Here is a 26,060-nt window from a genome sequence, read left to right on the forward strand (position 1 = left end):
TCGGGCTCAACTATGGTTGATGCCTTTATGAAAATCCTTTTATTAATCTCTTTGATCATTTCAGCCTTCAATACCGGACTGATCTGGTTGGTGCAATTGGTTCACTACCCTGGATTTGCCAAAATGGGCGCCGAGGCCTATAAAGGATACCAGGAATTTCATATGCGATCCATCTCATGGATTGTAGGCCCAAGCATGTTTTCAGAATTGGCACTAACAGCTTTCGGGTTTTTCTATTGGCAGCAATTACTGCACAAGAGTCTATATGTGATTGGTGCTGGTTTTGTTTTAATAATTTGGATCAACACAGCGTTTTGGGCAGTCCCGTCCCACACTACTTTGGTTCAAAGTGGACAAGATCAGGCGTTGATCTCGCGACTCGTTCAAATCAATTGGTGGCGCACTATCAGTTGGACTATACGCACTTGTTTGCTCGCTTACATGGTTTATGATTTAACCAAGCCTTGATAGATGTCTTCCAAATCGCTTCATGACCCACAGATGTAAGATCGCCTGTGAGTTGATATACACAAACCAGGGTAGTCGTGGTACAAACTCGTGTATTGCTGCTACCACATATTTTCCTTCCAAAACAGATCTAAACTCGAGCCAACCATAATCCGTTCGCTTGGCCAACATACCTCCTACGATGTAGAATAATTGGCGTTTATCATCACTTCGATCACGTACATATTGCAATCTCAATAATGGCCTACCGAACAATTGGAAACTGACAAACTGATCATTGTCTTCCACTTTGATCAAGTATTTAAAGGATTTTGGAAGCCATCGCAGGTACTCTTCAGACACTTCAATCGCGTTCATATCTGCTCCATTTGGCAAACGCTGTACACTTCGTACGGTATTTTTCATCTTGCGTGTTGCAGTACCTGTGGGCAATTTTGGTAGTTGTTCACGATACTTCAACACTTCATGCACAGACTCCTCGAAAGTGAGATAATCTAAATTCAGCTCCTTCATCAAAGGGTGCTCATCCACTGTCATGGTATGCCGAAGGCTTTCTATCAGGGGAGAAACAAAAGTCGTACTACTGTCTGAAAACAATGCCACCCAAAGCTTGGATAAGCCTAATGAAAAGAAAGGTACTGATCTGATGTATCTTTTTTTGCCCAGGATTTCTGCTGTTTTTTTCAGCATATCCATGTAGGTAGTTTTTTCGCTGCCTCCTATTTCAATTGCCTCACCATAGGTGCGGCTATTTCCTAAGCAAAAATCAATGATGGTTAATACATCTTTTAGAGCGATTGGCTGAGTTGCTGATTTGGTCCACTCCGGACACAACATCGCAGGGAGTCTTTGTACCAACTTTTCTACAATCTGGAAGGAAGAACCTCCTGGGCCTACAATGATTCCTGCTCGAAGTGCGGTCAATTCTGGCGCTCGAGCACCCAATGTCTTTTCTACTTCATACCTACTTCTCAAGTGCGTAGAATAATCGCTTTCGTCTTTAGGCAATATTCCTCCCACGAAGATGATTTGCTTGACTCCTACGGTCTCAGCTGCTCTGGCAAAATTGTCCGCCAATAGCAAATCTGTATCTTCAAAACTACCTTGATTCAATCTAGCGGAAGGCTGCATTGAATGAACCAGGTACAATGCATAGTCCGCACCCTCAAGAGCTTTAATGGTACTAGAAACGGAATACATATCCACTTTACGCCATTGCACACCTTGACGAAGGGATGAGTCCATCTCACGTCTGCTCAGAGCAATGATGTCATAATTATCAGAATATTCTTCAATAAACCACCGACCAATAAACCCGGTGGCTCCAGCAATGGCGACTGTTGGCTTCATGAGAAGAGAACCAACTTTTAATCGTAGAGTTTAAATTATTCTTACTTCTTGCTTGCGTTGAAGAGCTTTTGTTTCTCTTCTTTGGATAAGCTATCGTATCCTGAGTGAGATATTTTATCTAGAATCGCATCAATCTCTTCTTGCTCAGTTTTACCACCTGATGAAGCAGATGCACTAGTCCTTGGTCTTGATTGCTTCGGTGCAGATCGATGAGTTACCTTGATTTTAGGAGTTGCTACAAAGAAGCTTTTTATCCAATTGATGAATCCAATGATCCAGGCACCAAGATCTGTTCCGCTTCGCAACTGAGAGATGTAAAGCCACCCAATCAACGCTCCTCCTAAGTGTGCGATATTACCTCCAGCGTTACCTCCAGTACTTCCTAAAAACGAAACAACTACGTAGAAAGCAGCGATGTATTTAATTCTTACAGGCCCAAGAAATAACATGAAGAACGTATAATTCGGCATAAAAACGGCCGCAGCAACCACAATAGCATAAACGGCTGCAGACGCGCCAACCATTCCACTAATGCCTGGAGCTTGATCCTGATAGAAAGGAATTAAGTTATAAACCATCAAATAAGCTACTCCACCAGCAAGCGCTCCAAGAATGTAGATGCTAATCACTTTATTGTTTCCTAAAAACTCTAGAATGAGTTTCGAGAACCAATAAAAGACCATCATATTGAATAAGATATGAAATATGCCTGACAAGCTATGTGCAAAAGCATAGGTCAGAATGGTCCATGGACGAGTAATAAACTCTGCCAATGTCGGTGGAATAGAAAACTGATTATAGACAATTTGGAATACTGAATCAATACCTGCCACTCTACTCACTACCATCAGTAGTCCGAGTACCAGAAAAATGACCACATTAATTATGATCAGCTGAGCCGGAGCATTGTTAGGTTTGTTCCAGGCATTTTTAAAATCGTCCAGTATACTATTGTTCATCATCAGTAAAAGCGTCTTCTATCTTCTTTCCAGAGCTTTAACAAAATGTAGGCTATAAGCATTCCTCCAAGGTGGGCTAAGTGCGCCACGTTATCACCGGGTGTCCTACTAAATTCGCTATAAAGTTCAAATAGACCATAGAACAAGACTAAATATTTGGCCTTGATCGGTATGGGAGGAAACAGTAAAAACAGCTGTGTGTTTGGAAATAGCATTCCAAATGCCATCAAGATTCCAAATACAGCACCTGATGCTCCCACCATCAATCCATCCACATACAAGTGATAAATTTGATCTACAAACTCAATTGCCTGGGTATTGTAAGAGTCACTATTTGGAGATTCATAGTATTGGTCTGAAAACTCCGCCAGCATCTCTGTGTACTTCATACTTACCTTGTGCTCCACGATAAACATCTCAAATGCGTCGGGAGAAGGGTTTTCGATGAAGTTGTTTCTATCTATTCGTACCTGGTTCTTTTCTGCAAAATCAGCTATTCCGAAGAGCACTCCAGCACCAATCCCACAAATCAGGTAAAACGTCAAAAATCGTTTGGGTCCCCAGACTTGCTCCAGCATCGGACCAAATATGAAGACGGCAAACATGTTACCAATTATGTGCCCAAAACTTCCATGCAGCCACATGTATGTCAAGAACTGATAAGGTGCAAACTCATCTGAGAAAATCACCCGAAGGCCTCCAAATTCTTCCAGAGGTAATTTCAAAAAGGATTGGATGATAAAAATTACTACGTTGATCAGTAGTATATTTTTCACCATCGGGGTTATTCGCATCATGAACTAAACCAGCTTTTTATTTTGTCTAAACTAATTAATTTGTACGTCGGACTTCCATCAGGCGTATAGTTGGGTTGCTTGCAGGCAAAAAGTTGATCAATCAACTGCTCAGCTTCCTGATCTCCCAGACTCTTGCACTTAATTGCTGCCGTGCGTTTTGCGAGGCTTCGGCAAAGATTGTCTTTTTGATTCAGACCAAGCTCCTTACTATTAAACTTATATTGCTCTAAAAGTTCTTCAAAAACTTCTTTTTCGTTGCAATTCGATAATTCTGCAGGCACACCTTGTATCACAATCATGTGCTGCCCCATCTCCTCAAACTCAAAACCAAGCTGTTGGATCTCCGATTTTATTTCCATAACGAGCGAATAATCGGATGGGTTTAAAGAAATCTGCTGCGGAAACAGTGTGCTCTGCGAGGCGCGGTTGCCTGTACCTAATCTAGATTCATAACGCTCGAACAAAATTCGCTCGAATGCAGCCTTTTCATCGATGATCGTCATACCAGATTTCACCTGACGAATCAAATAGCGATTGTGCAAACGATAAGTCTTACTTGGCATGAACTGGTCCTCATCAAGCTCTTCACCCATTCGGCTGCTAAAAGTAACTGTAGACCCTGGTGATTCCGTATTACCTCCACCTCCCGGTAGTTCTTTCTGAAGTTGCTCATCCGAGATGATGTCTTCACGCTTAGCAAAATCATAAAGCGATTCCCAGTTCTTCGCTTTATCGCGGCTATTGTCAATATTCTTAAACTGAGCGTAGTTATTATCTCGTGTTGAAGATGTCTGAGTAAACGTTTTTGGTCGATCTGGACTGGTGAATTGTTCAAAATTGACATCAGTACCAAAATCCAATGAAGGCGTCACATTGAAAGATCCCAATGCTTGACGTACCGCTGAGTTGATCACGCCATAGAGCATACGGTCATCATCAAACTTCACCTCTGTCTTCGTCGGATGTACATTGATATCCACGTGAAGTGGATCCATTTCAATGAACAATACATAAAACGGAAAATAATCTTCCTTCAACAACCCTTGAAATGCAGTGTTCACAGCATGGTTCAAGTAATTATTTTTAATGAATCGGCCATTCACAAAGAAGAACTGCTCTCCACGGGTTTTCTTAGCAAACTCTGGTTTCCCAACATACCCTTCCACTTTTACATGCGGCGTTTCTTCCTGGCAAGGAATCAACTGCTGCTGGTAATTTCTACCAAATAGTTGAACGATTCGCTTACTCAGCTTTCCTGATTCCAGCTGAAACATCTCCAAATCATTATTGATCAATGTCATGGAGATTTCAGAATTGGCTAAAGCCACACGCTGAAACTCATCAGTAATATGTCTTAATTCTACCGGATTGGATTTTAGGAAATTTCTTCGGGCAGGCACATTGTAAAACAAGTTCTTCACACAGATGGAAGCTCCATCTTTAGTGGCACTTGGTTCCTGTCTTTTGATTTCCGAAGCCTCTACCTGAAGCAACGTACCCAGTTCATCCGCTGCTCTTTTGGTTTTCATTTCCACTTGAGCAACCGCCGCAATAGAGGCCAAGGCTTCGCCACGGAATCCCATGGTTCGGATCTTGAACAAATCTTCAGCGGTTCGGATTTTGGAAGTGGCGTGACGTTCGAAACTCATTCGAGCATCGGTCACACTCATTCCTTTACCATTATCAATGACATGAATAAGGGCTTTACCAGCATCTTTGACAACTAATTTGATGTCATTTGCACCAGCATCTATACTGTTTTCTAGAAGTTCTTTTACGACTGAAGCAGGTCTCTGGACTACTTCTCCTGCTGCGATTTGGTTGGCAATACTATCTGGCAGCAGATGGACAATATCCTCCATCAATTATTTCTGGGTTTTCGAAGCCTGAAATAAAGATAAAATGGTACCGCAGCCCATAGTACATAGAAGACTTCATTTCCAAAATACAACCAACCTACAACACCTAATGCCAGAACAGCTGCTATCGCCAACTGCATCATGGAAGTACTAGCTGTTTTCCTGGTTTTACGATCAAATGAAATACGGGCTCCGGTATATTCACCGTCGTATTCGCCATTCATCTCACGCTTAATCCGCTCTGTCCTTTCCTCGATCTCTTCTTTGATAGGATCATAATACCTTGGTTCAATACCAAATCTTCGATACCTCGCTGTTTTGACAATGGAAGGGAATTTCATAAGCTTCTATTATGGGTTTTCACTACTAATTTCCACAGGTTCATTCATAAAACGAACCAAATGATGGGAAATTTCCTTTATTCAACCGATATTCTTACCAGCCGATTACAGAGTCTGACAAAGTTAAATTAATTTGACACAATGCATTTCTTGAAAAGCATTTTGTACCTGATAAGTTCCTTCGTCGTACTATTCACTTACGGCAAAGAGGGCTTGTTGTTATCCAGAGTAGACAGCATGTACACCAACATGTCTGACCTGGAGAAGGTGAGTCAACTTATCTGGACTCAACCTACAGATGCTAATTACACACTTAACAATGCATTTGGTGGCATTTATTACAGTGCTCCAATTACCAATATCCCAGCCAATACAGAGCAATCTATAGCCGTACAGCTAGATGATCGGATGATTCCGCTTTTGGATGACAACAATCAGTTACCGGACTTATTTACTCTCGCAACGCTTCAAAATTCCTCGTTGCTAAGCACCTATTTTCATTTCTTAAAAGCCTATTCCAAAGGTCGGGGAATTGATTACCTGGTTTTGCCTGCATTGAAAGAGAGACATTCGAGACTTAATTTGGTGATCAAGCAAATGAATGCTCATGATCCAGAATTCTTCATTCTGCATAATGACTTATCATTCGATTTTTCTAAGAACAAAAAGAAAATATCAGAATACCTAAGCACCAATTCTTTTTGGGTTGTGAATGAAGAGGAAGCGGACCAACTTGAAAAGAAACTTAACAAACATGCTTCCAATATCATGGAGCAAGTCAATCTGGACAACAGAATAAAACAACATTTAATCAATGCTCTTTATGACGGCCCAAAAGAACAAATTCAATTACCTAAAAAATTATCCGTCGAGATAGGCAGAGAATCAGTTATTGCGCTCAGCAAAAAGAGTTTACTTCCACTCAAATCGGATACTGTCTGTTTCTTATCTGATGAGCCTTATGGTGCAATGGCCAACATGCTCAGAAACTACAGTTTTGTCATTACCGAATATCAAGACATTGCAAAAAGTCATGCTATAATATTAATTGATAACAATGCCAAACTTCCAGAATCGATTGATCTGACGTCAAGAGATGTAGTCTTCACAGGAACCAAGGAAAATCTGCACCCAATCAAGGCCAATGTAGATGCTGCACTGATTTATCATCTTAACAGTGAAATCTATTCGTACCTGATTCCACAACAAATTTTCGGATCACATGGTGCTACAGGCATCGTACCGAATCAAAATGGAGAGTTTCTTGGCTTTCAAAATGAACCATTCGAAGGATTCAAAATGCTTGGATATGCTCCCGCTGAAATGACAGGTCTTGATGAGTTGGCCCGGTTTAGAATCCAGGAAATCATACAAGAAGCTATTTCAACTGGCAGCACACCAGGTGCTCAATTGGCAGTTGCGGTGGATGGCTCCATTATTTTAGAAGAAGCATATGGATATTTGACCTACGACAGCCTGATCCCTGTTGACCGCTCTACCATTTATGACCTAGCATCAGTGACCAAGGTAACCTCAACCTTGCTGGCGACTATGAAATTGTACGAGGAAGGAAAAATTGATTTGGATACTCCAATCGAAAACTATCTACCGAGTTACAAAGGCTCCAATAAAAACCACATAACCATCAGAGCGCTACTTTCACACAATGCTGGTTTGCAATCTTATGTCCCGTTTTGGAAACGCGCTTTGAATGCTGATTTTGTAGAACCATTCTACTACGAAACTCAGGAAGATGAGCTTAATGACAAGCGTAGTTACGGTATTAAACCAACCGCCTTACTAATGGACACGCTCAAAAACTGGATTGTACAGTCTTCCTTACTGAAATATGACAGCCTTCCGACTTATCGATACAGTGATATTGGTTTTATGATTCTTCACGAAATCGTAGAATCAGTTACTCAGCAACCAATGGATCAATACCTGTATAGTCATTATTATGAACCAATGGGCTTAAAAAGAACCAGATTCAAACCTTCAGAATTTGGATTCGAATTATTTGAAATAGCTCCAACCGAACACGATTATTACTTTCGTGATGAGTTAGTCTGGGGAGAAGTGCATGACCGAAATGCGGCTATATTTGGCGGAGTTGCGGGGCATGCAGGACTGTTTTCAAATGCACATGAATTAATGATTCTTCTCCAAACGATTTTGCAGGATGGAGTATATGGAGGCGTAGAATATCTGAAGCCTGAAACGATCGCCTATTTCAATCAAAAATTTTATGAAAATAACCGGCGAGCACTAGGTTGGGACAAGCCCGATAGAATCTTAGGTAATACGTCCTTATTGTCCTCCGACATGAGCTTTGGTCACACAGGATTTACAGGAACAATGATATGGATTGATCCCGCTTATGATATGATTTTCGTCTTTCTGTCAAACAGAATTTACCCTAACTCAAATAACTACCAACTTATTAAGCGTAACATTCGTACAAGAATTCAAGATGTCGTGTACGAGGCATTATTAGCAAAATGGATGAATTAGGAACAAAAGGGAATCACTTGGGGTTTACTTTTGCATAAGTTATGAAAATAGGCATTGTTTGTTATCCTACCTACGGTGGTAGTGGCGTTGTAGCGACAGAATTGGGGAAAGCTTTAGCAAAAGCTGGCCACCAAATTCACTTTATCACCTACTCTCAACCGACCAGACTTGATTTCTTTAGTGAAAACTTGTTTTACCATGAGGTAAATGTGAAGTCATATCCACTGTTTGACTACCCGCCATATGAGTTGGCACTGGCTAGTAAGATGGTGGACGTTGTGGAGCATGAGAAAATAGATATCCTGCATGTACATTATGCCATACCTCATGCATCTGCAGCTTTCATGGCGAAGCAAATTCTGAAAACCAAAGGAATTTCCATTCCTGTAATTACCACATTGCACGGCACAGATATTACTCTGGTAGGAAAAGATGCCACTTACGAGCCTGTAGTGACGTTTTCAATCAACCAGTCAGATGGCGTTACTGCGGTATCTGACGACTTGAAAAAGGATACAAAAGATCACTTTGACATAACCAATCACATCGAAGTGATTCCAAACTTTATAGATCTTGAGCGCTTTAAAAAGCAAAAGAAAGATCACTTCAAAAAAGCCATTTGTCCGAATGACGAACGTCTCATCGTCCACACATCTAACTTTAGGAAAGTGAAGCGGGTGCAGGATGTGATTGAAGTCTTCAACAGAGTGCGAAAGGTTCTTCCAGCTAAGCTATTGCTAGTAGGTGATGGACCTGAGCGATATCCCATGGAAGAATTGTGTAGAAAACTATGCAATCACGATGATGTGAGATTCCTGGGTAAGCTTGAAGCTGTCGAAGAAGTGCTGTCTGTTGCGGACCTGTTCTTAATGACTTCAGAGAAAGAAAGTTTTGGTTTGGCAGCTTTGGAAGCTATGGCTTGTGAAGTGCCTGTAGTATCATCCAATGCTGGTGGACTACCAGAGCTGAATCTCGATGGCACTTCAGGGTTTGTTTGTAAAGTTGGCGATGTTGAAGACATGGCTAAAAAAGCAATCCATATTCTTGATGAAGCCAATCTTGGTAAATTTAAAGAAGGCGCACTCAATAGGGCAAAAGATTTCGATGTGTCCAACATTTTACCCATATATGTTAATTTTTATGAACAAATAATGGAAAATGTTAAAAAGGGTGAGTCAACCATTGCGTAAATCATAATATTTTCAGGTTTTTAAGGTTAACTTTGTGGCCAGATTGGATTAATACAACTAGCAACAAAATAGAAAGAATTAAAGAAGGAGATGGAACTCAAAAATAAACCTCATACTTCAGGGACTAAGGCACTATTTCAAAATCCAGTTCTAGAGAAATTAACTAGAACTCACATTGCCATTCCACTAGTATTATTCGGAGTAATTTCTGCGGGTCTAATTATATATGGCTTGCAACACGATTATATAACGGCAATCAATGCTCCACTTTTATTTTTAGGCGGATTGTTAACGTTTACGTTGATAGAATACATTATGCACCGTTTTGTATTCCACTTACAGCCTAAGACGGAGAAACAAGAGAAATTTGCTTACACAGTACATGGTGTACACCATGACTACCCAAAAGACAAAGATAGATTGGCAATGCCACCGCCATTGAGCTTAATCCTTAGTGCGCTGTTCTTTGGGCTTTACTATGTGATTATGGGTAACATGGTATTTGGTTTCCTACCTGGTTTCCTTGTAGGCTATGCTTCATACCTGTGGGTTCACTACATGGTTCATGCATTCAAGCCACCAAAGAACTTCTTCAAGGTATTATGGGTGCACCACGGTATCCACCATTACAAAGATCCTCATAATGCATTTGGAGTATCATCTCCATTCTGGGACGTGATATTTGGCACAATGCCAAAGAAATAAGAGTCAATCTTTATTCTTATTGTCCTTCATGCGTTTAGCGCGTCTTTTAGAAGGCGCGCTAGGCTCTAAAAACACCTTATATAAGCTATCTCGTAAAAAAGTAAGGATATTTACTACAAGTGATGCGAATATTGGCTTGTGTCCAGGCATAATTTCAGTTGGTATAAGACCAATTTAAAATTAAAATTTCACTTCTGGGAGCACTTATTAGCTCAATACAATAAAAAACTCCATCAATCCTGTAAAAGTGGAAATCATTCTTGGTATTTTTTAGTTTACTAAGACCAAAGGCCGAGTTATGATTGGAAATCGATTCACAGAATTCATCCCGGAGAAGAATCCAGAGCAGTCTACTTTTGACAATCTTCTGGACATCTTCATGCAACTGATGGTCATCACATCAGGAGATGTAGGTGAAGCTCTTAGTTGGCTCACTAATCTCGATAAGCAATACAATATCTCAAACGAAGACTATGGTATCGGTGACTTCATCGAAGACCTAAGGTCCAAAGGATACATCAGTGACAAAACTCCAGATGGAGAGTTTAAACTCACCGCAAAAAGTGAACAGTCTATACGAAAGAGTGCTTTAGAGGAAATTTTTGGTAAGCTTAGAAAATCTGGAAAAGGGGATCACCGAACGAGTCACTCTGGAAGAGGTGATGAAATGAGTTCAGACTTCCGTGAATTTCAGTTTGGAGATAGTCCAGAACAGATCGAATTGACTGAAAGCATCAGAAATGCACAAATCAATCATGGGTTCGGTGATTTCATGCTGACAGAAAATGATCTAGAAGTTCGTGAGCGAGAAATGAAGACACAGACCTCCACTGTTCTCATGATCGACATCAGTCACTCCATGATTCTTTATGGAGAAGATCGCATAACTCCTGCTAAGAAAGTAGCGATGGCCCTTGCTGAGATGATTACCAAAAAGTATCCGAAAGACACTTTGGACGTCATCGTGTTTGGTAATGATTCATGGCAAATTGAGATCAAAGACCTGCCATATTTAAGTGTAGGTCCATACCACACCAATACAGTAGCTGGTTTGGAACTTGCAATGGATTTGCTAAGACGAAGGAAAAACAAGAACAAACAGATCTTCATGATCACGGATGGCAAGCCAACCTGTTTGAAACAAGGCATCAAATACTATAAGAATAGCTTTGGGCTGGATCCGAAAATCTTAAATAAAACTTTGAATTTGGCGGCTCAGTGCCGTCGAATCAACATTCCAATTACTACATTTATGATTGCCTCAGACCCGTACTTGCAGCAGTTTGTGCGCGAGTTTACAGAGGTCAACAATGGCAACGCCTATTATAGTAGCCTGAAAGGATTGGGCAACTTAGTTTTCGAAGATTATAAAAGAAATCGCAGAAAGAACCTTTAATAGAATTAATGAACTATTCAGATATATCTACCGACAAGCTTCTGAAAATAAAGACGCTAGGTGAACTAAAAAGTATTGGTTACGAATCCATCTCTATCAAAGAAGAGCTCCGAAAAAACCTGATCAAAAACCTTCAAAACAAGACAAATGTCTTCGAAGGAATCTGGGGATATGAGGATACGGTTATCCCAGATATTGAAAGAGCGATCTTAGCCAAGCACAATATCAACTTTCTAGGGCTGAGAGGACAGGCGAAAACGCGAATCGCCAGAACCATGACCATGTTACTGGATGAGTACATTCCGGTAGTAGCAGGATCAGATTTGAATGATGATCCATTAAAGCCGCTATCAAGATATGCCATGGATCAGATTGCTGAGCATGGTGATAGCACTCCTATCGGTTGGATGCACAGAAGTGATCGTTATACTGAAAAATTAGCTACTCCTGACGTGACTATTGCCGACTTGATTGGTGATGTGGATCCTATCAAAGCAGCAAGTTTAAAATTGCCTTACTCTGACGAAAGGGTAATTCATTATGGATTGATTCCGAGATCTCACAGATCAATATTCGTGATCAATGAGCTGCCTGATTTGCAAGCGAGAATCCAGGTAGCATTATTCAACATCCTACAAGAAGGAGATATTCAAATTAGAGGTTTCAAACTTCGTCTTCCACTAGATGTACAGTTTGTGTTTACAGCAAACCCAGAAGATTACACCAATAGAGGAAGTATTGTAACGCCATTGAAGGATAGAATTGACAGTCAGATCATCACGCATTATCCTAAGTCAATAGATATTGGAAAACGTATTACAGAACAAGAAGCCAACCTTGAAGCTACTCAGAAGGAGTCTGTGATTGTATTCGACTTAATGAAAGACCTGATTGAGCAAATCGCTTTTGAAGCTCGTGAGTCTGAATATGTGGATGCCAAAAGTGGTGTATCTGCACGATTAACTATTTCTGCTTTTGAAAACCTGATTAGCGCTGCAGAACGGAGACGTTTGGTTAATGGAGAAGAAAAGACTCATGTACGCGTAGCGGATATGATAGGCGTACTTCCTGCGATCACAGGAAAAGTGGAGCTTGTATATGAAGGAGAGCAAGAAGGCCCTGGCATAGTAGCTCAAAATCTGGTTGGCAAAGCTATTCGCAATCAATTCACCCAATACTTCCCGGATCCTGAACAAATCAGAAAAAATAAGGAAGGTAAAAATCCGTACAAACCAATTACTGATTGGTTTGAAAAGGGAAATATGGTAGATGTACTGAGCGATTTCCCAGCGGCTGAGTATGACAAAGAACTATCACAAATAGATGGCTTGGAAGCTCTAGTTCTCGAACAACACGGCAAACAATCAAAAGAATTCACCTTATTTTTGATGGAGTTTGCACTTCACGGACTGGCAGAATACAGTATGCTCAGCAAGCACAAGTTGGAGCGAGGCATGCAGTTCAAAGACCTATTTAGCAGCATGTTTTCGATGCCGGGCCAGGAAGACGATGAAGAGGAAGATTATTAATTCTTTCAACAATGGAAATGCGCGAGATCAAACGGTTGATCTTCGGCGGTGAGAATGAATTTGTAGAGTTCAAACGCAAGATCAACCACCCCGAAAAGGTCATCAGGGAAGTGGTAGCTTTTGCCAATACTAAAGGCGGACATTTATTTGTAGGAGTGGATGATGATGGATCCATTCCCGGCTGCAAGTATGCAGATGAAGAAGACTTCATCTTGCAGAAAGCTATGCGTGAACTCTGCAGACCTAAAATCCAGTTTGATTTGGAGATTTTTCCATTATCAGAAAAACGCAGTTTACTTCATTACTACATTCATCCTGGGGAGCGCAAACCGTATTTTGCATTTGAGAAAAAGCAACATAGATACGGAAAGGCGTTTGTTCGTGTAAAAGATCGATCGATTCAAGCGAGCCCTGAAATTCGGAAAATCTTAAAGTTCAACAACTCACCTACAGATGTCCATTTTCAATACGGAGATAACGAAAAGCTGCTGTTCAACTTCCTTCATAATAATGAAACGGTTACCGTTAATCAATTTCGGGAAATGAGCGGATTGGACTACAAATCCGCATCTTTTACACTTGTCCAAATGGTATTAGCCAATGCCTTGAAAATCATTCCTCGGGAAAAAGAAGACTGGTACATGGCGGTAGAATAAACTTTAGAAATTAATCGCTTCAATCCAACCTTCTATAGTCCTCAGATCAAGATTAAGATCTTTTACTCTCTTTTGAAAACGAGGATACTGAGTACCTAATAAATCTCGGTATTCTTTTCCTGTCTGATTCATTGTAAGGACTTTGTCATTTTGTTCTGGCAATACCCATCTATATCGATCAAATCCAGTAAGGTTTTTGAATAAGGGATTTTTCTTTTTTAGTACAGACTCAACATTTCCAAACCGGTCTGCCAAAATCACGACGTTGTAATAATTTCGGTAGGTATCTGACAGATAACTTCCTGGATTCATATCTCTATCCAAATCGTAACATTCAGTAGTAAGCAACATGATATCGTTTGCCTGATAAATCTTCAAAAAATAGGTAATCTCCAGCTTGCCATCATCATTGTAGTCATATGGCAATGGATACATTTCATAGACCTGATTATCCTGAACAACAACCATGTATTGAACTTGACTAGCGTTTATATATCGTACATCCTGACCATTTCGAAAGGTTAGTGTTTTATCAGTACCAATACATACTATCCCTTCTATTTGCCCTTCATTGTGGAGCCATATTTTAGCATCCATAAACTCATCACATACGACATTCGCATTTTGAGCAATTGAGGAAATAGTCAAGCCAAATAGGAGGTAGATAAAAACAATACTTTTCATAGCCAATAGTTAATCGAGAAGCCAAATATAATGGATTCAATCACCTTCGATTTGTCTTAAAAAATCTTGATATTATTCCTGAGTTGAATTCCATTTTCACCAGATTTTACAGATATTACGTAAAGCCCCTTTTCACAGCCCACTCAATTTTTAACTATGGCAAAAACCACCACCAAAGACAAAAAAATATTCGTTCTAGACACCTCTGTCATCCTCTATGCGCATGACTCCATCCTAAATTTTGCAGAACATGATGTGGGGATTCCCATCACGGTTTTGGAGGAGCTGGACACGTTCAAAAAAGGAAACGACACCAAAAATTTTGAAGCGAGAGAATTTACACGGCTCCTTGACAAACTTGCTGCTGGCAAGCTTCTGCAGGAGTGGAATCCACTCAATGGAAAGAGCAAGGGAAATTTCAAAGTCCTGATGGATATGGAAAACTCCGTAGACGCTCACAAGGTCTTTGGCGAACGGAAAAATGATCATAGCATCCTAAATGCAGCATTGACCCTCAAGCAAAAAGAAAAGAAGCGTCAGGTCATTCTGGTTAGTAAAGACATTAATCTTCGTTTGAAAGCCAAATCTCTGGATCTACAAGCCGAGGACTATGAAACTGGTAAGATTAAGAATGTAAGTACCCTCCATACTGGAAAATATGAAGTAGATGACATCACATCCGAGGTGATTGACGACATTTTTAAAAAAGGTTTTACAGACAAGAAAAATGTGTTTGGCCGCAAAAAAGGCATTGCCAATTCTTATTACATCCTGAAAAGTGACAAGAATTCTGTCCTTTCTCGATACAATGCTGAGGAGAAACGAATAGAAAAAGTAGAGAAAACGCCAGTGTACGGCATCAAGCCAAGAAATGCTGAGCAGACTTTTGCCATTCATGCCATGCTAAATCCAGACATCAAACTAGTCAGTATCAATGGTGTTGCAGGAACAGGTAAAACGTTAATTGCGCTTGCTTCTGCTCTTGAGCAAAGACGAAACTTTAAGCAGATTTATTTAGCGAGACCAATTGTTCCTTTGAGCAACAAAGACATTGGCTATCTGCCTGGAGATATTAAGAGTAAATTGAATCCGTACATGGAGCCGCTCTGGGATAACTTGAAGCTTATCCAAAGTCAGTTTAAAGAAAGTGACAAAGAGTTTAAAGCGATCACTGATATGGTGAATCAAGAGAAGCTTTTGATTACGCCATTGGCTTATATCAGAGGTAGAAGTTTCTCCAATATCTTCTTTATAGTGGATGAAGCGCAAAACTTAACACCACACGAAATCAAAACGATTATTACCAGAGCCGGTGAAAATTGTAAGATTGTGTTTACGGGAGATATTCATCAGATTGACACACCATATCTCGATTCACAAAGTAATGGATTGTCCTATTTGATCGATCGTATACAGGATCATCCGATGTATGCACATGTGACTCTGGAAAAAGGTGAGCGCTCTGAACTAGCCAACCTTGCTAATGAGCTTTTGTAACCTTTAATGTAAGTAATTTAATCTGTGGACTACTAAAGACCTGTGGACTACTAAAGAATTGATAAGACTAGCCAGCTGCACCAAACAGCTGGCTATTTTTTTACCCTGTCCAAAATAATGAACTATTCAAGGATTATATTGAATTAAACAAAGCAAAATTATACCATTCTGAACTTTATTTTCTCAAATAGAGAAAAATTTCAAGAATGGCACACTTTCAATTCCTCTCTAATTCACTCTATTGGCACTTTCCACAATCTGGCACACCTCTTGTCATAAAGTTGTCATCAAGGTGGTAATAGTAGCTCCGAGCAAGACTTGCAAAGGCAATGAGTTCGGGGCTCTATTCTTATCAGGATTCAAAGAAGGTAGCTTTTGAAAGCTACTTGACCAATTATATAGGTTGCCCTCATTGCAGCTCCAATTGAAAAGACTTACATGTGTTATGTGAGCATACTACTAACCCTGGGGTAATTTTATCCCAGGGTTTAGTTTTTTAGAGCCTACTGCAAAGATCACTCAAACTTCAAGTGCTTCACAGTCAATGAATTATTAATCAACTGTCTAAGCGAATCAATACCAATTTTGAGATGTTGATCGACAAACTGCGCACTTACTTTTTTATCACTTTCATCCGTTTTCACTCCTTCAGGAATCATCGGAATATCAGATACCAACAATAACGCTCCAATTGGAATCTCATTCGCGAAAGCGGCTGTAAACAATGTGGCAGTTTCCATATCCACCGCCATGGCACGGATTTTTTTCAAATACTTTTTGAACTTGTTGTCATGCTCCCAGACTCTGCGGTTCGTTGTATAAACTGTCCCAGTCCAATAATCCTGACCGTATTCACGAATAGTTGTGGAAATGGCTTTTTGAAGCGCAAACGACGGCAAAGCAGGAACCTCAGGAAGCATGTAATCATTGGATGTACCCTCGCCTCTAATACCAGCAATTGGCAAAATCAAATCCCCAACTTCATTCTTCTTCTTAAGTCCACCACATTTCCCAAGAAACAACACTGCTTTTGGCTTAATCGCACTAAGCAAGTCACTGATAGTAGCAGCATTTGGTGAACCCATTCCAAAGTTGATAATCGTAATGCCATCTGCTGTAGCACATTGCATCGGATGTCCCTGACCTACCACTTCCACGTTGTTCCACTGTGCGAACATATTCACATAGTTGCGGAAGTTTGTCAGTAAAATGTATTGTCCAAAAGCCTCTAATGGTTGGCCGGTGTATCTTGGCAGCCAGTTTTCTACTATTTCTTGTTTTGTCTTCATAAAGTGCAAAGTTGGTGAATATTCTACAAATGCATTATCTTAAGAGTAATGGATGAGATAACACTGGTCAATTTGCTCAATAAAATATGTGAAGCAAATGACGATCTAACATGGAAACTCAATTGCCAATACGACGATGGTCAGAACAATTCCATCATGCAAGTAAAGTTTATCCGACTCAGTAATAAAGCAGAAATCAGTTGCCTTTCTTTTCGAATGGAAACCGGACAAATCCTGCAAGGAAGGCACTCCGGCATGGTCAATTTCCAAAAATCCATGTTGCTCACAGATGCCTTGCTGGATATTTTGATCTATGAGTCCAGCAAACTTCAGATATCACAAAACTGAGTGTTCTTTCACAGCTTGACGATATGCTTCTTTACCAGCATTGATCAATTCTTCACATTTATAGAACTCAAACGTGCTACAGGCCTCACGGGATACATTAACAAGGATGTCTGGGCGATGTTTGTCCAACAACAGGGAAGTCAAACGATCCTGCATCAAGTCGATGGACTCGTTGAGCAAGTCAAAAAATCCTAATTTCTTTTCAGTAGGCACTGTAGATGATCCAGGTAAAAACTTGTTCCATCCATTCAGAAAAGATTGAATTTTCAAATTATAACGAGCTTCTGCCGCTTTTTCACGCTTGACGTCAACTACTCTTCGGTGATACGGGATAATGGCATTGACATTGGAGACAACTAACATATCTCCTGCATGCCGCTTCACATGATCTATAGGAATTGGATTGGTAACACCCCCATCTATAAACTCACGTCCATTTCTAACTACTGGTTTGATTACGGTTGGTATAGCCACTGAAGCCTGGATTGCTTCATACATGCTACCTTGATCCAAAACGACCTCCTTTTTCTCTTTGATATCCGTGACCAGCGCAGAAAATGGTATATTAAAATCTTCAATGTTCCGATCAGCAATAACTTCCTGAAGTGCCTTAAACACTTTTTCTCCTTTGATAAAACCTTGAACCGAAAACGTAAAGTCAATCAATTTGAACACATCATAACGATCCAGATTGCAAGCCCACTTTTTGTAAGTTTCTAGTTCACCACAGGAATAAAATGCCCCGACTACAGCACCTATTGAGGAACCCGAAATGGAGGTAATTTCATATCCATCTTCAATTAAGGATTCGATAACTCCGATGTGAGCCAAACCTCTGGCTCCACCACTAGAAAGAACTAACGCTACTTTTTTTGACATGGTGATTCTGGTTAACTTCTAAAATATACTCTGCATGCATACTTTATTCGACTAAGTTAACACTTAATCTCAAATTATACTTAACTGTATAATTTGCACAAAGGGTGACACTAGCTATGCTGTGTAAGGATTGCCCTGAGGCAATACACTGCTCCAATAAACAGCAAAATAAACCGAACGATAAGAGGATTTAAGCCTTTTTGACGGATCTGCAGAATTCTCCCAAACAACCCACTTCATTGAGCATGAACGATTCGATCATAGCCGGCTTTACTTTCTCACTATGAGATACCAGTCCACGGATAGCCAGCATTTTTTTCAAGTGATTAGAAAGCTCACGACTTACTACTCCCAGATTTTCCAACATATCAAATCCTTCTTTGGGTTGCTTGGGAGGTGTAAAGTTTTTCAGTGATATAATCTGTGATGTACAGTCAATAGATGCCTGACAGGCCTTCTCAAGGTTCAATAACAACTCACGCCTTACAAGGTCATTTTCTTGCCATTCCCCTGATTGATGCTGCTCCTTAATCCAACTTAGACAAGTCTCTACAATGTTCAGTTTGGCCTTCAGTAATTCATCCATCCGCAAATATTAATGATCTAATTTAACGCATCCCAAATTATTTCCACCGGATGTTTAGCTTTTCGATCAGTACCGTCTTTTATCTGATGACGACAGCTAGTACCCGCAGCAGCAATGATCACATCTTTCGGTTGCTTTCTTACAGTTGGAAATAACACCAACTCTCCAATTTGCATGGACAAATCATAATGCTCTTTTTCATAACCAAATGAACCTGCCATACCACAACAACCAGAAGGAATCATGTGTACTTCATTGCTTCCCATCTTAGAAAGAATTTTCTTCACTGGCGTCAAAGAAGACAAAGCCTTTTGCTGACAATGTCCATGAAGCTTGATCAATGACTTTTGCTCTTTGAACAATGACAGATCTATATTTCCAGCATCCAGCTCTTTTGCCAGGAATTCTTCAATCATAAAGGTATTCGCTGCGATTGCTTTAGCAGCTTCTTTCTCCTCACCTCTTACCAAATCTGGATATTCATCTCGGAAAGTCAAAATAGCTGAAGGCTCAACCCCAATAAGTGGTGTTTCATCAGAAATGATGTCTTTGAATATGGCAATATTCTCTTTTGCAAAATCACGAGCTTCTTCCAACAACCCTTTGGACAGAAAAGGTCTTCCTGACTGAGTATGCTTGACGTATTCAACCTGATATCCGAGTTTATCGAGCAATTGAACAGTCGTGATCCCGATCTCTGCTTCGTTGTAGTTAATCAACTCATCAATGAAAATGTAGACTTTTCTTCCTGATTTGGCAGATGGTACAAACTGCTTTTGGAACCACTTCTCCCAGGTTACTTTGGAAATAGGAGGCATGCTTCGTTTTTTCGCAAAGCCCATGACACCCTTTACGAGATTGCCAGTGACATCATTGCTAAATGCCAACTTATAACCCCATGGAACCATGGAGGCGAATTTCATTCCTCCGCTGAAATTACCAATCAACTTATTTCGGAACGGAACTCCTTTTTCTTTGTAGTACTGATACTGCCACTCTTGTTTCAACTTGCCCATGTCCACATTGGATGGACACTCCGACTTACAGCCTTTACAGCTTAAGCATAGATCTAGTACTTCTTTAATTTCTTCATGAGCAAAAGGATTCGGCTTCTCCGATTTAGTCAACATCTCGCGAAGGATATTCGCACGAGCTCTGGTAGTCTCTTTTTCGTTGCGAGTAGCCATGTAGCTGGGGCACATCGTACCTCCAGAAATCTCAGACTTTCGGCAATCGCCTGAACCATTGCATTGCTCAGCTGCTCGGAGGTAACCCATCGTATCTGAGAAGTCCAGGATGGTTTCAAACTCTCGGGTTTCCTGATCCTTTTCGTATCGAAGACTGGTATCCATCGGTGGAGTGTCCACGATCTTGCCTGGATTCATGATGTTTTTGGGATCCCAGGTTTTCTTGAGCTGCTTGATCAACTCATAGTTGTGCTCACCCACCATTTGAGGAATGAACTCACCTCGCAATCTACCATCTCCGTGCTCTCCAGATAGGGAACCTTTGTATTTCTTCACCAGGGTCGCAATCTCTTCCGCTATGGTACGGAACAAGGCAACTCCTTTGGCTGTCTTCAAATCAACAATTGGTCGTAGGTGCAACTCCCCGGAACCTGCATGCGCATAGTGCACACAGAATAAGTCATGCTTTTTGAGGATCTCGTTGAACTCAGCGATGTAAGCAGGCAAGTCCTCCACATCTACCGCAGTATCCTCAATCACCGGAGCAGGCTTTGCGTCACCAACCACATTGGATAGCAATCCAAGACCAGCTTTTCTAAGCCCCCAAACTTTTTTAATATCATCTCCTCCTATAACTGGATAAGAATATCCAAGGCCGGCAGTTTTAAGCTCTGTTATTAAATCCTGAGCAGCTTTTTCTACTTCTTCTGCAGACTCTTTAGTGATCTCAGCCACCAAAATAGCCTGTGGATCACCCTCTACAAAGAATCGATATTCCCGATAGGTTCTATTTCTTTTGGTTGCCTCCAGGATGTAATGGTCCATCAACTCACATGCACTTGGCTTGTATTTCAACGCCACCAAATTGGCATGCAAAGACTCATCGATGGTATGACAATGAATACACACCAGTTTTTTATGCGGCGGCATCAATGGTGTCAACTTGATTTTGGCAGTAGTTACAAAAGCCAAGGTTCCTTCCGAACCAGCAATCAGTTTACAGAAGTTGAACGGCTCGCCTTCCGGTTTGAAAGGCTGCATATCAGACAAAATGTCCAATGCATACCCTGTATTTCTTCTAGGAACACTTGCTTTCGGGAAACCAGCAGCAATTTCTTGCTGGTTGGTTTCATCTCGGAGCATTTCACGAATCTCGTAATACAAGGTCGCCTCTAATTCGCCTGAAGTGCTTTGCCCATTAGCCCGAGCCAAAAAGGCGTCCTGATCCAACTCGCCAAACCAGGTTTTATTTCCGTCAGCTAAAATAGCTTCAACCTCCAAAAGATGCTCTCGTGTACTGCCATACCAAACTGAATTGGAGCCACAGCTATTGTTCCCAATCATCCCACCGATCATCGCGCGATTAGCAGTAGATGTCTCAGGAGCAAAAAAGTATCCGTAAGGTTTTAGTAAGGCATTCAGATCATCGCGAACGATTCCTGGTTGCACAATGGCCCAACCTTCCTTTTCATTGACCTGAAGCAATTGATTGAAATGCTTGGAAACATCCACCACGATTCCTCCTCCCACTACCTGACCAGCCAATGATGTTCCAGCCGTTCTCGGAATAATGGAAGTGGCATTGTCATGCGCAAATTTGATCAGCTGAACGATATCTTCCTCTGACTTAGGAATGGCTACCGCCAATGGAATTTCACGGTATGCAGACGCATCCGTAGCGTAAAGTCTTCTGGTGGTTTCGTCGGTAAATAAGTCCCCTTCTAGCTGTTTGCCAAGCGCTTCAAAATTCATAACTCTTCTACTCTATCATTCTAAAGAAAGGATGCAGAACACGGGAAAGTGATCGGAGATGTATTTCTGATCAAAAGAGTCTGTAAGCACCGCGTATTTACTCACTTTGATATCCTCACTGACCGCTATGTAATCGATCCTTTTTTGGGGTGCCTGGGTAAAGTTGAATCCGTTGAACGTAGCATCCGGACCGAATGCTAAATTAGCTGCTTCTCGCGAATCTTTTAATACTTTTTTCAATTCTGTGATAGGTCCTTCATCTGGAGTCACGTTCAAATCACCAGTCAACACCACCGGATAATCCTTTTTGTTCTTCTTCTTAATTTGAGCAAGAATGAGTTTCATCGATTCTACACGAGCTTCCACACCAATGTGATCAAAGTGGGTATTGAAAAACCAGAATTTCTGTCCATCAGAGATTCGCTCAAACAATCCATACGTACAGATTCTAGGCAAAGCTGCATCCCAACCCTTACTTACTTTTTCTGGTGTATCAGAAAGCCAGAAAGTACTCCCTTCGATCAGCTTGAATTCTGTTTTCTTGTAAAAAACAGCGCTAAACTCTCCCGCACGCTTTCCATCATCTCTTCCCACACCGATGTAGGCATAGTCTGCCAGGTTTTCATCCATGTAATCCAATTGCTGTGGAAGAGCTTCTTGTACACCAAAAACGCCGGGTTCGTAAAACTTGATTTGGCTGACTAACTCATCTTTTCGGTGATGCCAGTTATTCTCATTATCTCCAGCATGATCCAAACGGATGTTATAGGTCATTACTTTTAGCTCCTGAGCGAAACTGGAAACTGTGATAAGCAATAGAAATAGTGCAGTAGTGAGTAGTCTCATTTTTTGTCAATGGGTTTTAAGCAAATATGGGTTAAACCAATAACAATTCTGAAGTCAAAGTCAAATGTCATTCTCTCTGCCACAAAGAAAAACTAAAGAAGCGAACAGACTATGCTCTCCTACTTTTCCATTGATGAAAAGTAGGCAAAAATCTAGGACTGTATTCATTTCTTAACGCCTTTTGAGGACTAAAATCAGGAAATAAAAAAACTCGTCCAGTTTATTCATCCTCAAGAAAATAAATCTATCAATGACTCTAACCTGCCTACCGACAGGCAGACAGCTTTTATTTCAATCTGATTTTAACCTCTCAAAAACCTAAAATGAACAATGTCCATCCTTGCATGAAAGCCCATACCATATCAATCCGAAAAATATTTAAGACTCAATATTGCTCTGTTCACTCTGCGATCTCCGCGGTTAAAAAAGAGTTGATTTATTTTGCGGCATGTTTAGCAGGGAAGAGGCATCGAGAATCAAGCAGGACTTTTGGACCACATTTGGTCAATACATGAAGCCAATCCTCTCTTCCGAATACATGCGTGTAAACTGGATCAATTACAATACTGGATTGAAAGACGTCTATTTTCGAATGGATACGAAACGTAAGTCCGCAGTGATCGCCATCTCCATGGAACATCGAGATCCAGAAATCCAGGAACTATTCTTTGAACAGTTTTTAGAATTGAAAACACTACTGCATGCTGAGCTAGAAGAAGAATGGACCTGGGAAATGAACTTCCCAGATGAACATGGCAAAATCGTCAGTCAGATTTACCAGGAACTACCCGGCAAATCCGTTTTCAACAAAAATGACTGGCCAGACCTCATCTCCTTTTTCAAACCCAGAATCATTGCACTTGATGTCTTCTGGGAAAATGCGAAGTATGCTTTTGATAAATTGAGGTAAACATTTCTGAATTTACATTTTGTTTATATTGTTAATACCCCTTTTTTAGTGTTTCAGGATAGCTAACAAATGAATTTTAAACTGTTCCGCCAGCATGATGTTATGGATTGTGGCCCTACCTGCCTAAGGATGGTGGCATCATTTCATGGCAAAAATTATTCAATTCAAGAACTACGTGAAAAATCCCATCTTACCAAGGAAGGGGTATCAATGCTGGGCATTAGCACAGCTGCTGAGTCAATCGGACTAAGAACAATCGGTGTTAAACTTACTTTTGACCAACTTCAAAATGAAGCACCTTTACCTTGTATAATTCATTGGAATCAAAATCATTTTGTAGTTGTCTATAAAGTAAAAAATAATAAAGTTTGGATTGCTGACCCAGTTGGACAAAAGATTGTTCTCGGTAAAAGTGAATTTCTTCAATCATGGATCACAAAAAATGATACAGATACCTCCAAAGGGATAACTCTCTTATTAGAGCCAAAATCAGATTTTTATTCTAAAGAATCTGACCAGGGAATCACACATCAGAAAGGTCTGTATTATTTATTTTCTTATTTCAGAGGTTACAAAAAATTTGTAACTCAATTGATATTTGGATTACTTATTGGAAGCCTTCTTCAATTAATTTTCCCTTTTCTAACTCAGGCAATTGTTGATATTGGAGTAAATACAAGGGATTTAAATTTTATATACCTGATTCTTGGAGGTCAATTAATGCTTTTTTTTAGCAGGACTTCTGTTGACTTTATACGAAGATGGATATTACTTCATTTAAGCACTCGGATTAATGTCTCAATCATCTCCGATTTCTTAATCAAATTAATGAATCTTCCTCTGGCATATTTCGACACCAAATTGATTGGTGATTTATTGGAAAGAGTTGGAGATCATCGCCGAGTTCAGCAATTTCTTAGTTCTTCCTCATTGAACATTCTTTTTTCATTTTTCAATTTGATCATATTCGGAATCGTTCTGATAATATACAACCTTCGAATATTTTTAGTTTTTACCTCTGGAAGTGTGCTATACTTCCTTTTTGCAATAATTTTTCTCAGAAAACGAAAAGAGATTGACTACCGGAGATTTAATCAACAATCTGCCAATCAGACCTCAATGATTCAGTTAATCTCGGGAATGACTGAGATAAAACTAAATGGAGCAGAAAAATTAAAAAGATGGGAATGGGAACGCATTCAAGCTAAATTATTCAAAATAGACATGGATAGTGTGAGACTGCAACAGTTTCAAGAATCAGGAAGCCTATTTATTAACGAACTTAAAAACATTATCATAACCGTTATGGCAGCAACTGCCGTGATCAAGGGTGAAATGACTTTGGGTATGATGTTAGCTGTTCAGTACATAATTGGACAATTAAATGGGCCTATAAATAGTGTCATAAATTTCATCAGAGAATGGCAAGATGCCAGGATCAGCATGGAAAGAATTGGTGAAGTTCATAGCATTAAAAATGAGGAAGATGAAGTCGCACAAAGATTAGATTTACCTAATAGATCTGGAGAATTGAGCATTGAAAATCTAACTTTTAGATACAACGTGCTAGATCAGCAAAATGCTCTTGATAATATTTCTATGATCATACCAGAAGGTAAAATCACCGCAATAGTTGGCTCAAGTGGAAGTGGTAAAACAACTTTAATGAAACTGCTGCTAAAAATTTACTCACCAACAAATGGACGACTGATGATTGAGAATATAAATCTTAATTATGTGAGTAGTGCAAAATGGAGAGAAAAAGTAGGTGTGGTAATGCAGGATGGATTTATCTTTTCAGATACTATCGCAAAAAACATAGCCATTTCAGATGAATATCCAAACCTCGACAAGGTAATTGAATCCTGTAAAATTGCCAACATACATACTTACATTGAAAAACTCCCCTTAGGTTACTCTACCAAAATTGGTCAGGATGGAACAGGCTTAAGCCAAGGACAAAAGCAAAGACTACTGATTGCGAGAGCCGTATATAAGAATCCTCAATTTTTATTCTTTGATGAAGCAACCTCCGCTTTGGATTCAAATAATGAGAAGATTATTATGGGAAATCTTGAAGAATTTTATAAAGGAAAAACGGTTCTTGTGATAGCTCATAGACTAAGCACAGTTAAAAAGGCAGATCAAATAATCGTATTAGAAAAAGGCAAAATCATAGAAACCGGAACTCATGCAGAACTAGTTTCTAAAAAAGGGAACTACTATCATCTAGTCAAAAATCAATTAGAACTTGGAGAATAATTTTTTACAAACTAACGGTTGTTTTATTTTTAATGTATATTAGTCCATTGTGTACA

The 26,060-nt window shown here is 40.1% G+C and carries 22 protein-coding genes; 11 read left to right on the forward strand and 11 right to left on the reverse strand.

What is annotated here, in order from left to right:
• Positions 1-27: 27 nt before the first annotated feature.
• Positions 28-468 carry a hypothetical protein gene (locus NXS00_RS11680; RefSeq protein ID WP_258099384.1) on the forward strand — a complete coding sequence of 147 codons (441 nt, stop codon included), beginning with the start codon at positions 28-30 and terminating at the stop codon, positions 466-468.
• Here the strand turns inward: NXS00_RS11680 and NXS00_RS11685 are convergent.
• From NXS00_RS11685 to NXS00_RS11705, 5 genes are read right to left on the reverse strand one after another with little or no spacing between them, the layout of a single operon-like run.
• The gene (locus NXS00_RS11685; protein WP_258099385.1) at positions 454-1,818 is read right to left on the reverse strand and encodes an NAD(P)H-binding protein; all 1,365 of its coding nucleotides are present in this window, start codon (positions 1,816-1,818) and stop codon (positions 454-456) included. The two genes, NXS00_RS11680 and NXS00_RS11685, sit on opposite strands and share 15 nt — an antisense overlap.
• A 41-nt stretch (positions 1,819-1,859) precedes the next feature.
• Complete coding sequence (locus NXS00_RS11690; protein WP_258099386.1) at positions 1,860-2,780, reverse strand: rhomboid family intramembrane serine protease; 921 nt, start codon at positions 2,778-2,780, stop codon at positions 1,860-1,862.
• A complete protein-coding gene (locus tag NXS00_RS11695; protein WP_258099387.1) occupies positions 2,780-3,574 on the reverse strand; it encodes a rhomboid family intramembrane serine protease in 795 nt (264 codons plus the stop codon). The genes NXS00_RS11690 and NXS00_RS11695 overlap by 1 nt, the downstream gene beginning before the upstream one ends.
• On the reverse strand, positions 3,571-5,436 hold the full coding sequence (mutL, locus tag NXS00_RS11700) for a DNA mismatch repair endonuclease MutL (protein ID WP_258099388.1): 1,866 nt from the start codon (positions 5,434-5,436) through the stop codon (positions 3,571-3,573). The genes NXS00_RS11695 and mutL overlap by 4 nt, the downstream gene beginning before the upstream one ends.
• Positions 5,436-5,774, reverse strand: a complete 339-nt coding sequence (locus NXS00_RS11705; RefSeq protein ID WP_258099389.1) for a hypothetical protein — start codon at positions 5,772-5,774, stop codon at positions 5,436-5,438. The genes mutL and NXS00_RS11705 overlap by 1 nt, the downstream gene beginning before the upstream one ends.
• Before the next feature lie 141 nt (positions 5,775-5,915).
• Between NXS00_RS11705 and NXS00_RS11710 the strand changes: the two genes are divergently transcribed.
• The 6 genes from NXS00_RS11710 to NXS00_RS11735 all read left to right on the forward strand — a co-directional run bounded on the left by NXS00_RS11710 (position 5,916) and on the right by NXS00_RS11735 (position 13,764).
• On the forward strand, positions 5,916-8,288 hold the full coding sequence (locus NXS00_RS11710) for a serine hydrolase domain-containing protein (protein WP_258099390.1): 2,373 nt from the start codon (positions 5,916-5,918) through the stop codon (positions 8,286-8,288).
• 41 nt (positions 8,289-8,329) lie between these two features.
• A complete protein-coding gene (bshA, locus tag NXS00_RS11715; protein ID WP_258099391.1) occupies positions 8,330-9,478 on the forward strand; it encodes an N-acetyl-alpha-D-glucosaminyl L-malate synthase BshA in 1,149 nt (382 codons plus the stop codon).
• Between the two features lie 90 nt (positions 9,479-9,568).
• Positions 9,569-10,183, forward strand: a complete 615-nt coding sequence (locus NXS00_RS11720) for a sterol desaturase family protein (RefSeq protein ID WP_258099392.1) — start codon at positions 9,569-9,571, stop codon at positions 10,181-10,183.
• 298 nt (positions 10,184-10,481) lie between these two features.
• Positions 10,482-11,579, forward strand: coding sequence for a vWA domain-containing protein (locus tag NXS00_RS11725; RefSeq protein WP_258099393.1), 1,098 nt, complete (start codon positions 10,482-10,484; stop codon positions 11,577-11,579).
• Positions 11,580-11,587: 8 nt separating this feature from the next.
• The gene (locus NXS00_RS11730; protein WP_258099394.1) at positions 11,588-13,108 is read left to right on the forward strand and encodes a magnesium chelatase ATPase subunit I; all 1,521 of its coding nucleotides are present in this window, start codon (positions 11,588-11,590) and stop codon (positions 13,106-13,108) included.
• 17 nt (positions 13,109-13,125) lie between these two features.
• Positions 13,126-13,764, forward strand: a complete 639-nt coding sequence (locus tag NXS00_RS11735) for an AlbA family DNA-binding domain-containing protein (RefSeq protein WP_258099395.1) — start codon at positions 13,126-13,128, stop codon at positions 13,762-13,764.
• 3 nt (positions 13,765-13,767) lie between these two features.
• Here NXS00_RS11735 and NXS00_RS11740 read toward each other — a convergent pair whose 3' ends face one another.
• Positions 13,768-14,448, reverse strand: coding sequence for a hypothetical protein (locus NXS00_RS11740; RefSeq protein WP_258099396.1), 681 nt, complete (start codon positions 14,446-14,448; stop codon positions 13,768-13,770).
• 156 nt (positions 14,449-14,604) lie between these two features.
• On the opposite strand from NXS00_RS11740, the gene NXS00_RS11745 reads away from it, so the two are divergent.
• Positions 14,605-15,945 carry a PhoH family protein gene (locus tag NXS00_RS11745; protein ID WP_258099397.1) on the forward strand — a complete coding sequence of 447 codons (1,341 nt, stop codon included), beginning with the start codon at positions 14,605-14,607 and terminating at the stop codon, positions 15,943-15,945.
• A 515-nt stretch (positions 15,946-16,460) separates the two neighbouring features.
• On the opposite strand, the gene NXS00_RS11750 is transcribed toward NXS00_RS11745, so the two are convergent.
• Positions 16,461-17,234, reverse strand: coding sequence for an AMP nucleosidase (locus NXS00_RS11750; RefSeq protein WP_258099398.1), 774 nt, complete (start codon positions 17,232-17,234; stop codon positions 16,461-16,463).
• A 48-nt stretch (positions 17,235-17,282) separates the two neighbouring features.
• Here NXS00_RS11750 and NXS00_RS11755 point away from each other — a divergent pair, with 48 nt between their 5' ends.
• Complete coding sequence (locus NXS00_RS11755) at positions 17,283-17,582, forward strand: hypothetical protein (RefSeq protein WP_258099399.1); 300 nt, start codon at positions 17,283-17,285, stop codon at positions 17,580-17,582.
• On the opposite strand, the gene NXS00_RS11760 is transcribed toward NXS00_RS11755, so the two are convergent.
• From NXS00_RS11760 to NXS00_RS11775, 4 genes are all read right to left on the reverse strand, one after another.
• Positions 17,571-18,461, reverse strand: a complete 891-nt coding sequence (locus tag NXS00_RS11760) for a patatin-like phospholipase family protein (protein ID WP_258099400.1) — start codon at positions 18,459-18,461, stop codon at positions 17,571-17,573. The two genes, NXS00_RS11755 and NXS00_RS11760, sit on opposite strands and share 12 nt — an antisense overlap.
• A 190-nt stretch (positions 18,462-18,651) precedes the next feature.
• Positions 18,652-19,047, reverse strand: coding sequence for a type VII toxin-antitoxin system HepT family RNase toxin (hepT, locus tag NXS00_RS11765; RefSeq protein ID WP_258099401.1), 396 nt, complete (start codon positions 19,045-19,047; stop codon positions 18,652-18,654).
• Between the two features lie 17 nt (positions 19,048-19,064).
• Positions 19,065-21,986 carry an FAD-binding and (Fe-S)-binding domain-containing protein gene (locus tag NXS00_RS11770; protein ID WP_258099402.1) on the reverse strand — a complete coding sequence of 974 codons (2,922 nt, stop codon included), beginning with the start codon at positions 21,984-21,986 and terminating at the stop codon, positions 19,065-19,067.
• A 15-nt stretch (positions 21,987-22,001) separates the two neighbouring features.
• A complete protein-coding gene (locus tag NXS00_RS11775; protein WP_258099403.1) occupies positions 22,002-22,832 on the reverse strand; it encodes an endonuclease/exonuclease/phosphatase family protein in 831 nt (276 codons plus the stop codon).
• Between the two features lie 448 nt (positions 22,833-23,280).
• Here NXS00_RS11775 and NXS00_RS11780 point away from each other — a divergent pair, with 448 nt between their 5' ends.
• Entirely contained in the window at positions 23,281-23,742 is a 462-nt protein-coding gene (locus NXS00_RS11780) for a DUF4268 domain-containing protein (RefSeq protein WP_258099404.1), read from the forward strand.
• A 69-nt stretch (positions 23,743-23,811) separates the two neighbouring features.
• Positions 23,812-26,004, forward strand: a complete 2,193-nt coding sequence (locus tag NXS00_RS11785) for a peptidase domain-containing ABC transporter (protein WP_258099405.1) — start codon at positions 23,812-23,814, stop codon at positions 26,002-26,004.
• Positions 26,005-26,060 lie beyond the last annotated feature (56 nt).

The organism is Marinoscillum pacificum (genome assembly GCF_024714495.1).
GTDB classification, from domain to species: Bacteria; Bacteroidota; Bacteroidia; order Cytophagales; family Cyclobacteriaceae; genus Marinoscillum; species Marinoscillum pacificum.

Coding starts and splice junctions, on each gene's coding strand:
- hepT (WP_258099401.1), bottom strand. CDS start 19,047: ATGGATGAATTACTGAAGGCCAAACTGAACATTGTAGAGACTTGTCTA.
- NXS00_RS11750 (WP_258099398.1), bottom strand. CDS start 17,234: ATGAAGACAAAACAAGAAATAGTAGAAAACTGGCTGCCAAGATACACC.
- NXS00_RS11725 (WP_258099393.1), top strand. CDS start 10,482: ATGATTGGAAATCGATTCACAGAATTCATCCCGGAGAAGAATCCAGAG.
- NXS00_RS11775 (WP_258099403.1), bottom strand. CDS start 22,832: ATGAGACTACTCACTACTGCACTATTTCTATTGCTTATCACAGTTTCC.
- bshA (WP_258099391.1), top strand. CDS start 8,330: ATGAAAATAGGCATTGTTTGTTATCCTACCTACGGTGGTAGTGGCGTT.
- NXS00_RS11730 (WP_258099394.1), top strand. CDS start 11,588: ATGAACTATTCAGATATATCTACCGACAAGCTTCTGAAAATAAAGACG.
- NXS00_RS11685 (WP_258099385.1), bottom strand. CDS start 1,818: ATGAAGCCAACAGTCGCCATTGCTGGAGCCACCGGGTTTATTGGTCGG.
- NXS00_RS11680 (WP_258099384.1), top strand. CDS start 28: ATGAAAATCCTTTTATTAATCTCTTTGATCATTTCAGCCTTCAATACC.
- mutL (WP_258099388.1), bottom strand. CDS start 5,436: ATGGAGGATATTGTCCATCTGCTGCCAGATAGTATTGCCAACCAAATC.
- NXS00_RS11710 (WP_258099390.1), top strand. CDS start 5,916: ATGCATTTCTTGAAAAGCATTTTGTACCTGATAAGTTCCTTCGTCGTA.
- NXS00_RS11785 (WP_258099405.1), top strand. CDS start 23,812: ATGAATTTTAAACTGTTCCGCCAGCATGATGTTATGGATTGTGGCCCT.
- NXS00_RS11745 (WP_258099397.1), top strand. CDS start 14,605: ATGGCAAAAACCACCACCAAAGACAAAAAAATATTCGTTCTAGACACC.
- NXS00_RS11720 (WP_258099392.1), top strand. CDS start 9,569: ATGGAACTCAAAAATAAACCTCATACTTCAGGGACTAAGGCACTATTT.
- NXS00_RS11760 (WP_258099400.1), bottom strand. CDS start 18,461: ATGTCAAAAAAAGTAGCGTTAGTTCTTTCTAGTGGTGGAGCCAGAGGT.
- NXS00_RS11780 (WP_258099404.1), top strand. CDS start 23,281: ATGTTTAGCAGGGAAGAGGCATCGAGAATCAAGCAGGACTTTTGGACC.
- NXS00_RS11695 (WP_258099387.1), bottom strand. CDS start 3,574: ATGATGCGAATAACCCCGATGGTGAAAAATATACTACTGATCAACGTA.
- NXS00_RS11755 (WP_258099399.1), top strand. CDS start 17,283: ATGGATGAGATAACACTGGTCAATTTGCTCAATAAAATATGTGAAGCA.
- NXS00_RS11705 (WP_258099389.1), bottom strand. CDS start 5,774: ATGAAATTCCCTTCCATTGTCAAAACAGCGAGGTATCGAAGATTTGGT.
- NXS00_RS11735 (WP_258099395.1), top strand. CDS start 13,126: ATGCGCGAGATCAAACGGTTGATCTTCGGCGGTGAGAATGAATTTGTA.
- NXS00_RS11740 (WP_258099396.1), bottom strand. CDS start 14,448: ATGAAAAGTATTGTTTTTATCTACCTCCTATTTGGCTTGACTATTTCC.
- NXS00_RS11690 (WP_258099386.1), bottom strand. CDS start 2,780: ATGATGAACAATAGTATACTGGACGATTTTAAAAATGCCTGGAACAAA.
- NXS00_RS11770 (WP_258099402.1), bottom strand. CDS start 21,986: ATGAATTTTGAAGCGCTTGGCAAACAGCTAGAAGGGGACTTATTTACC.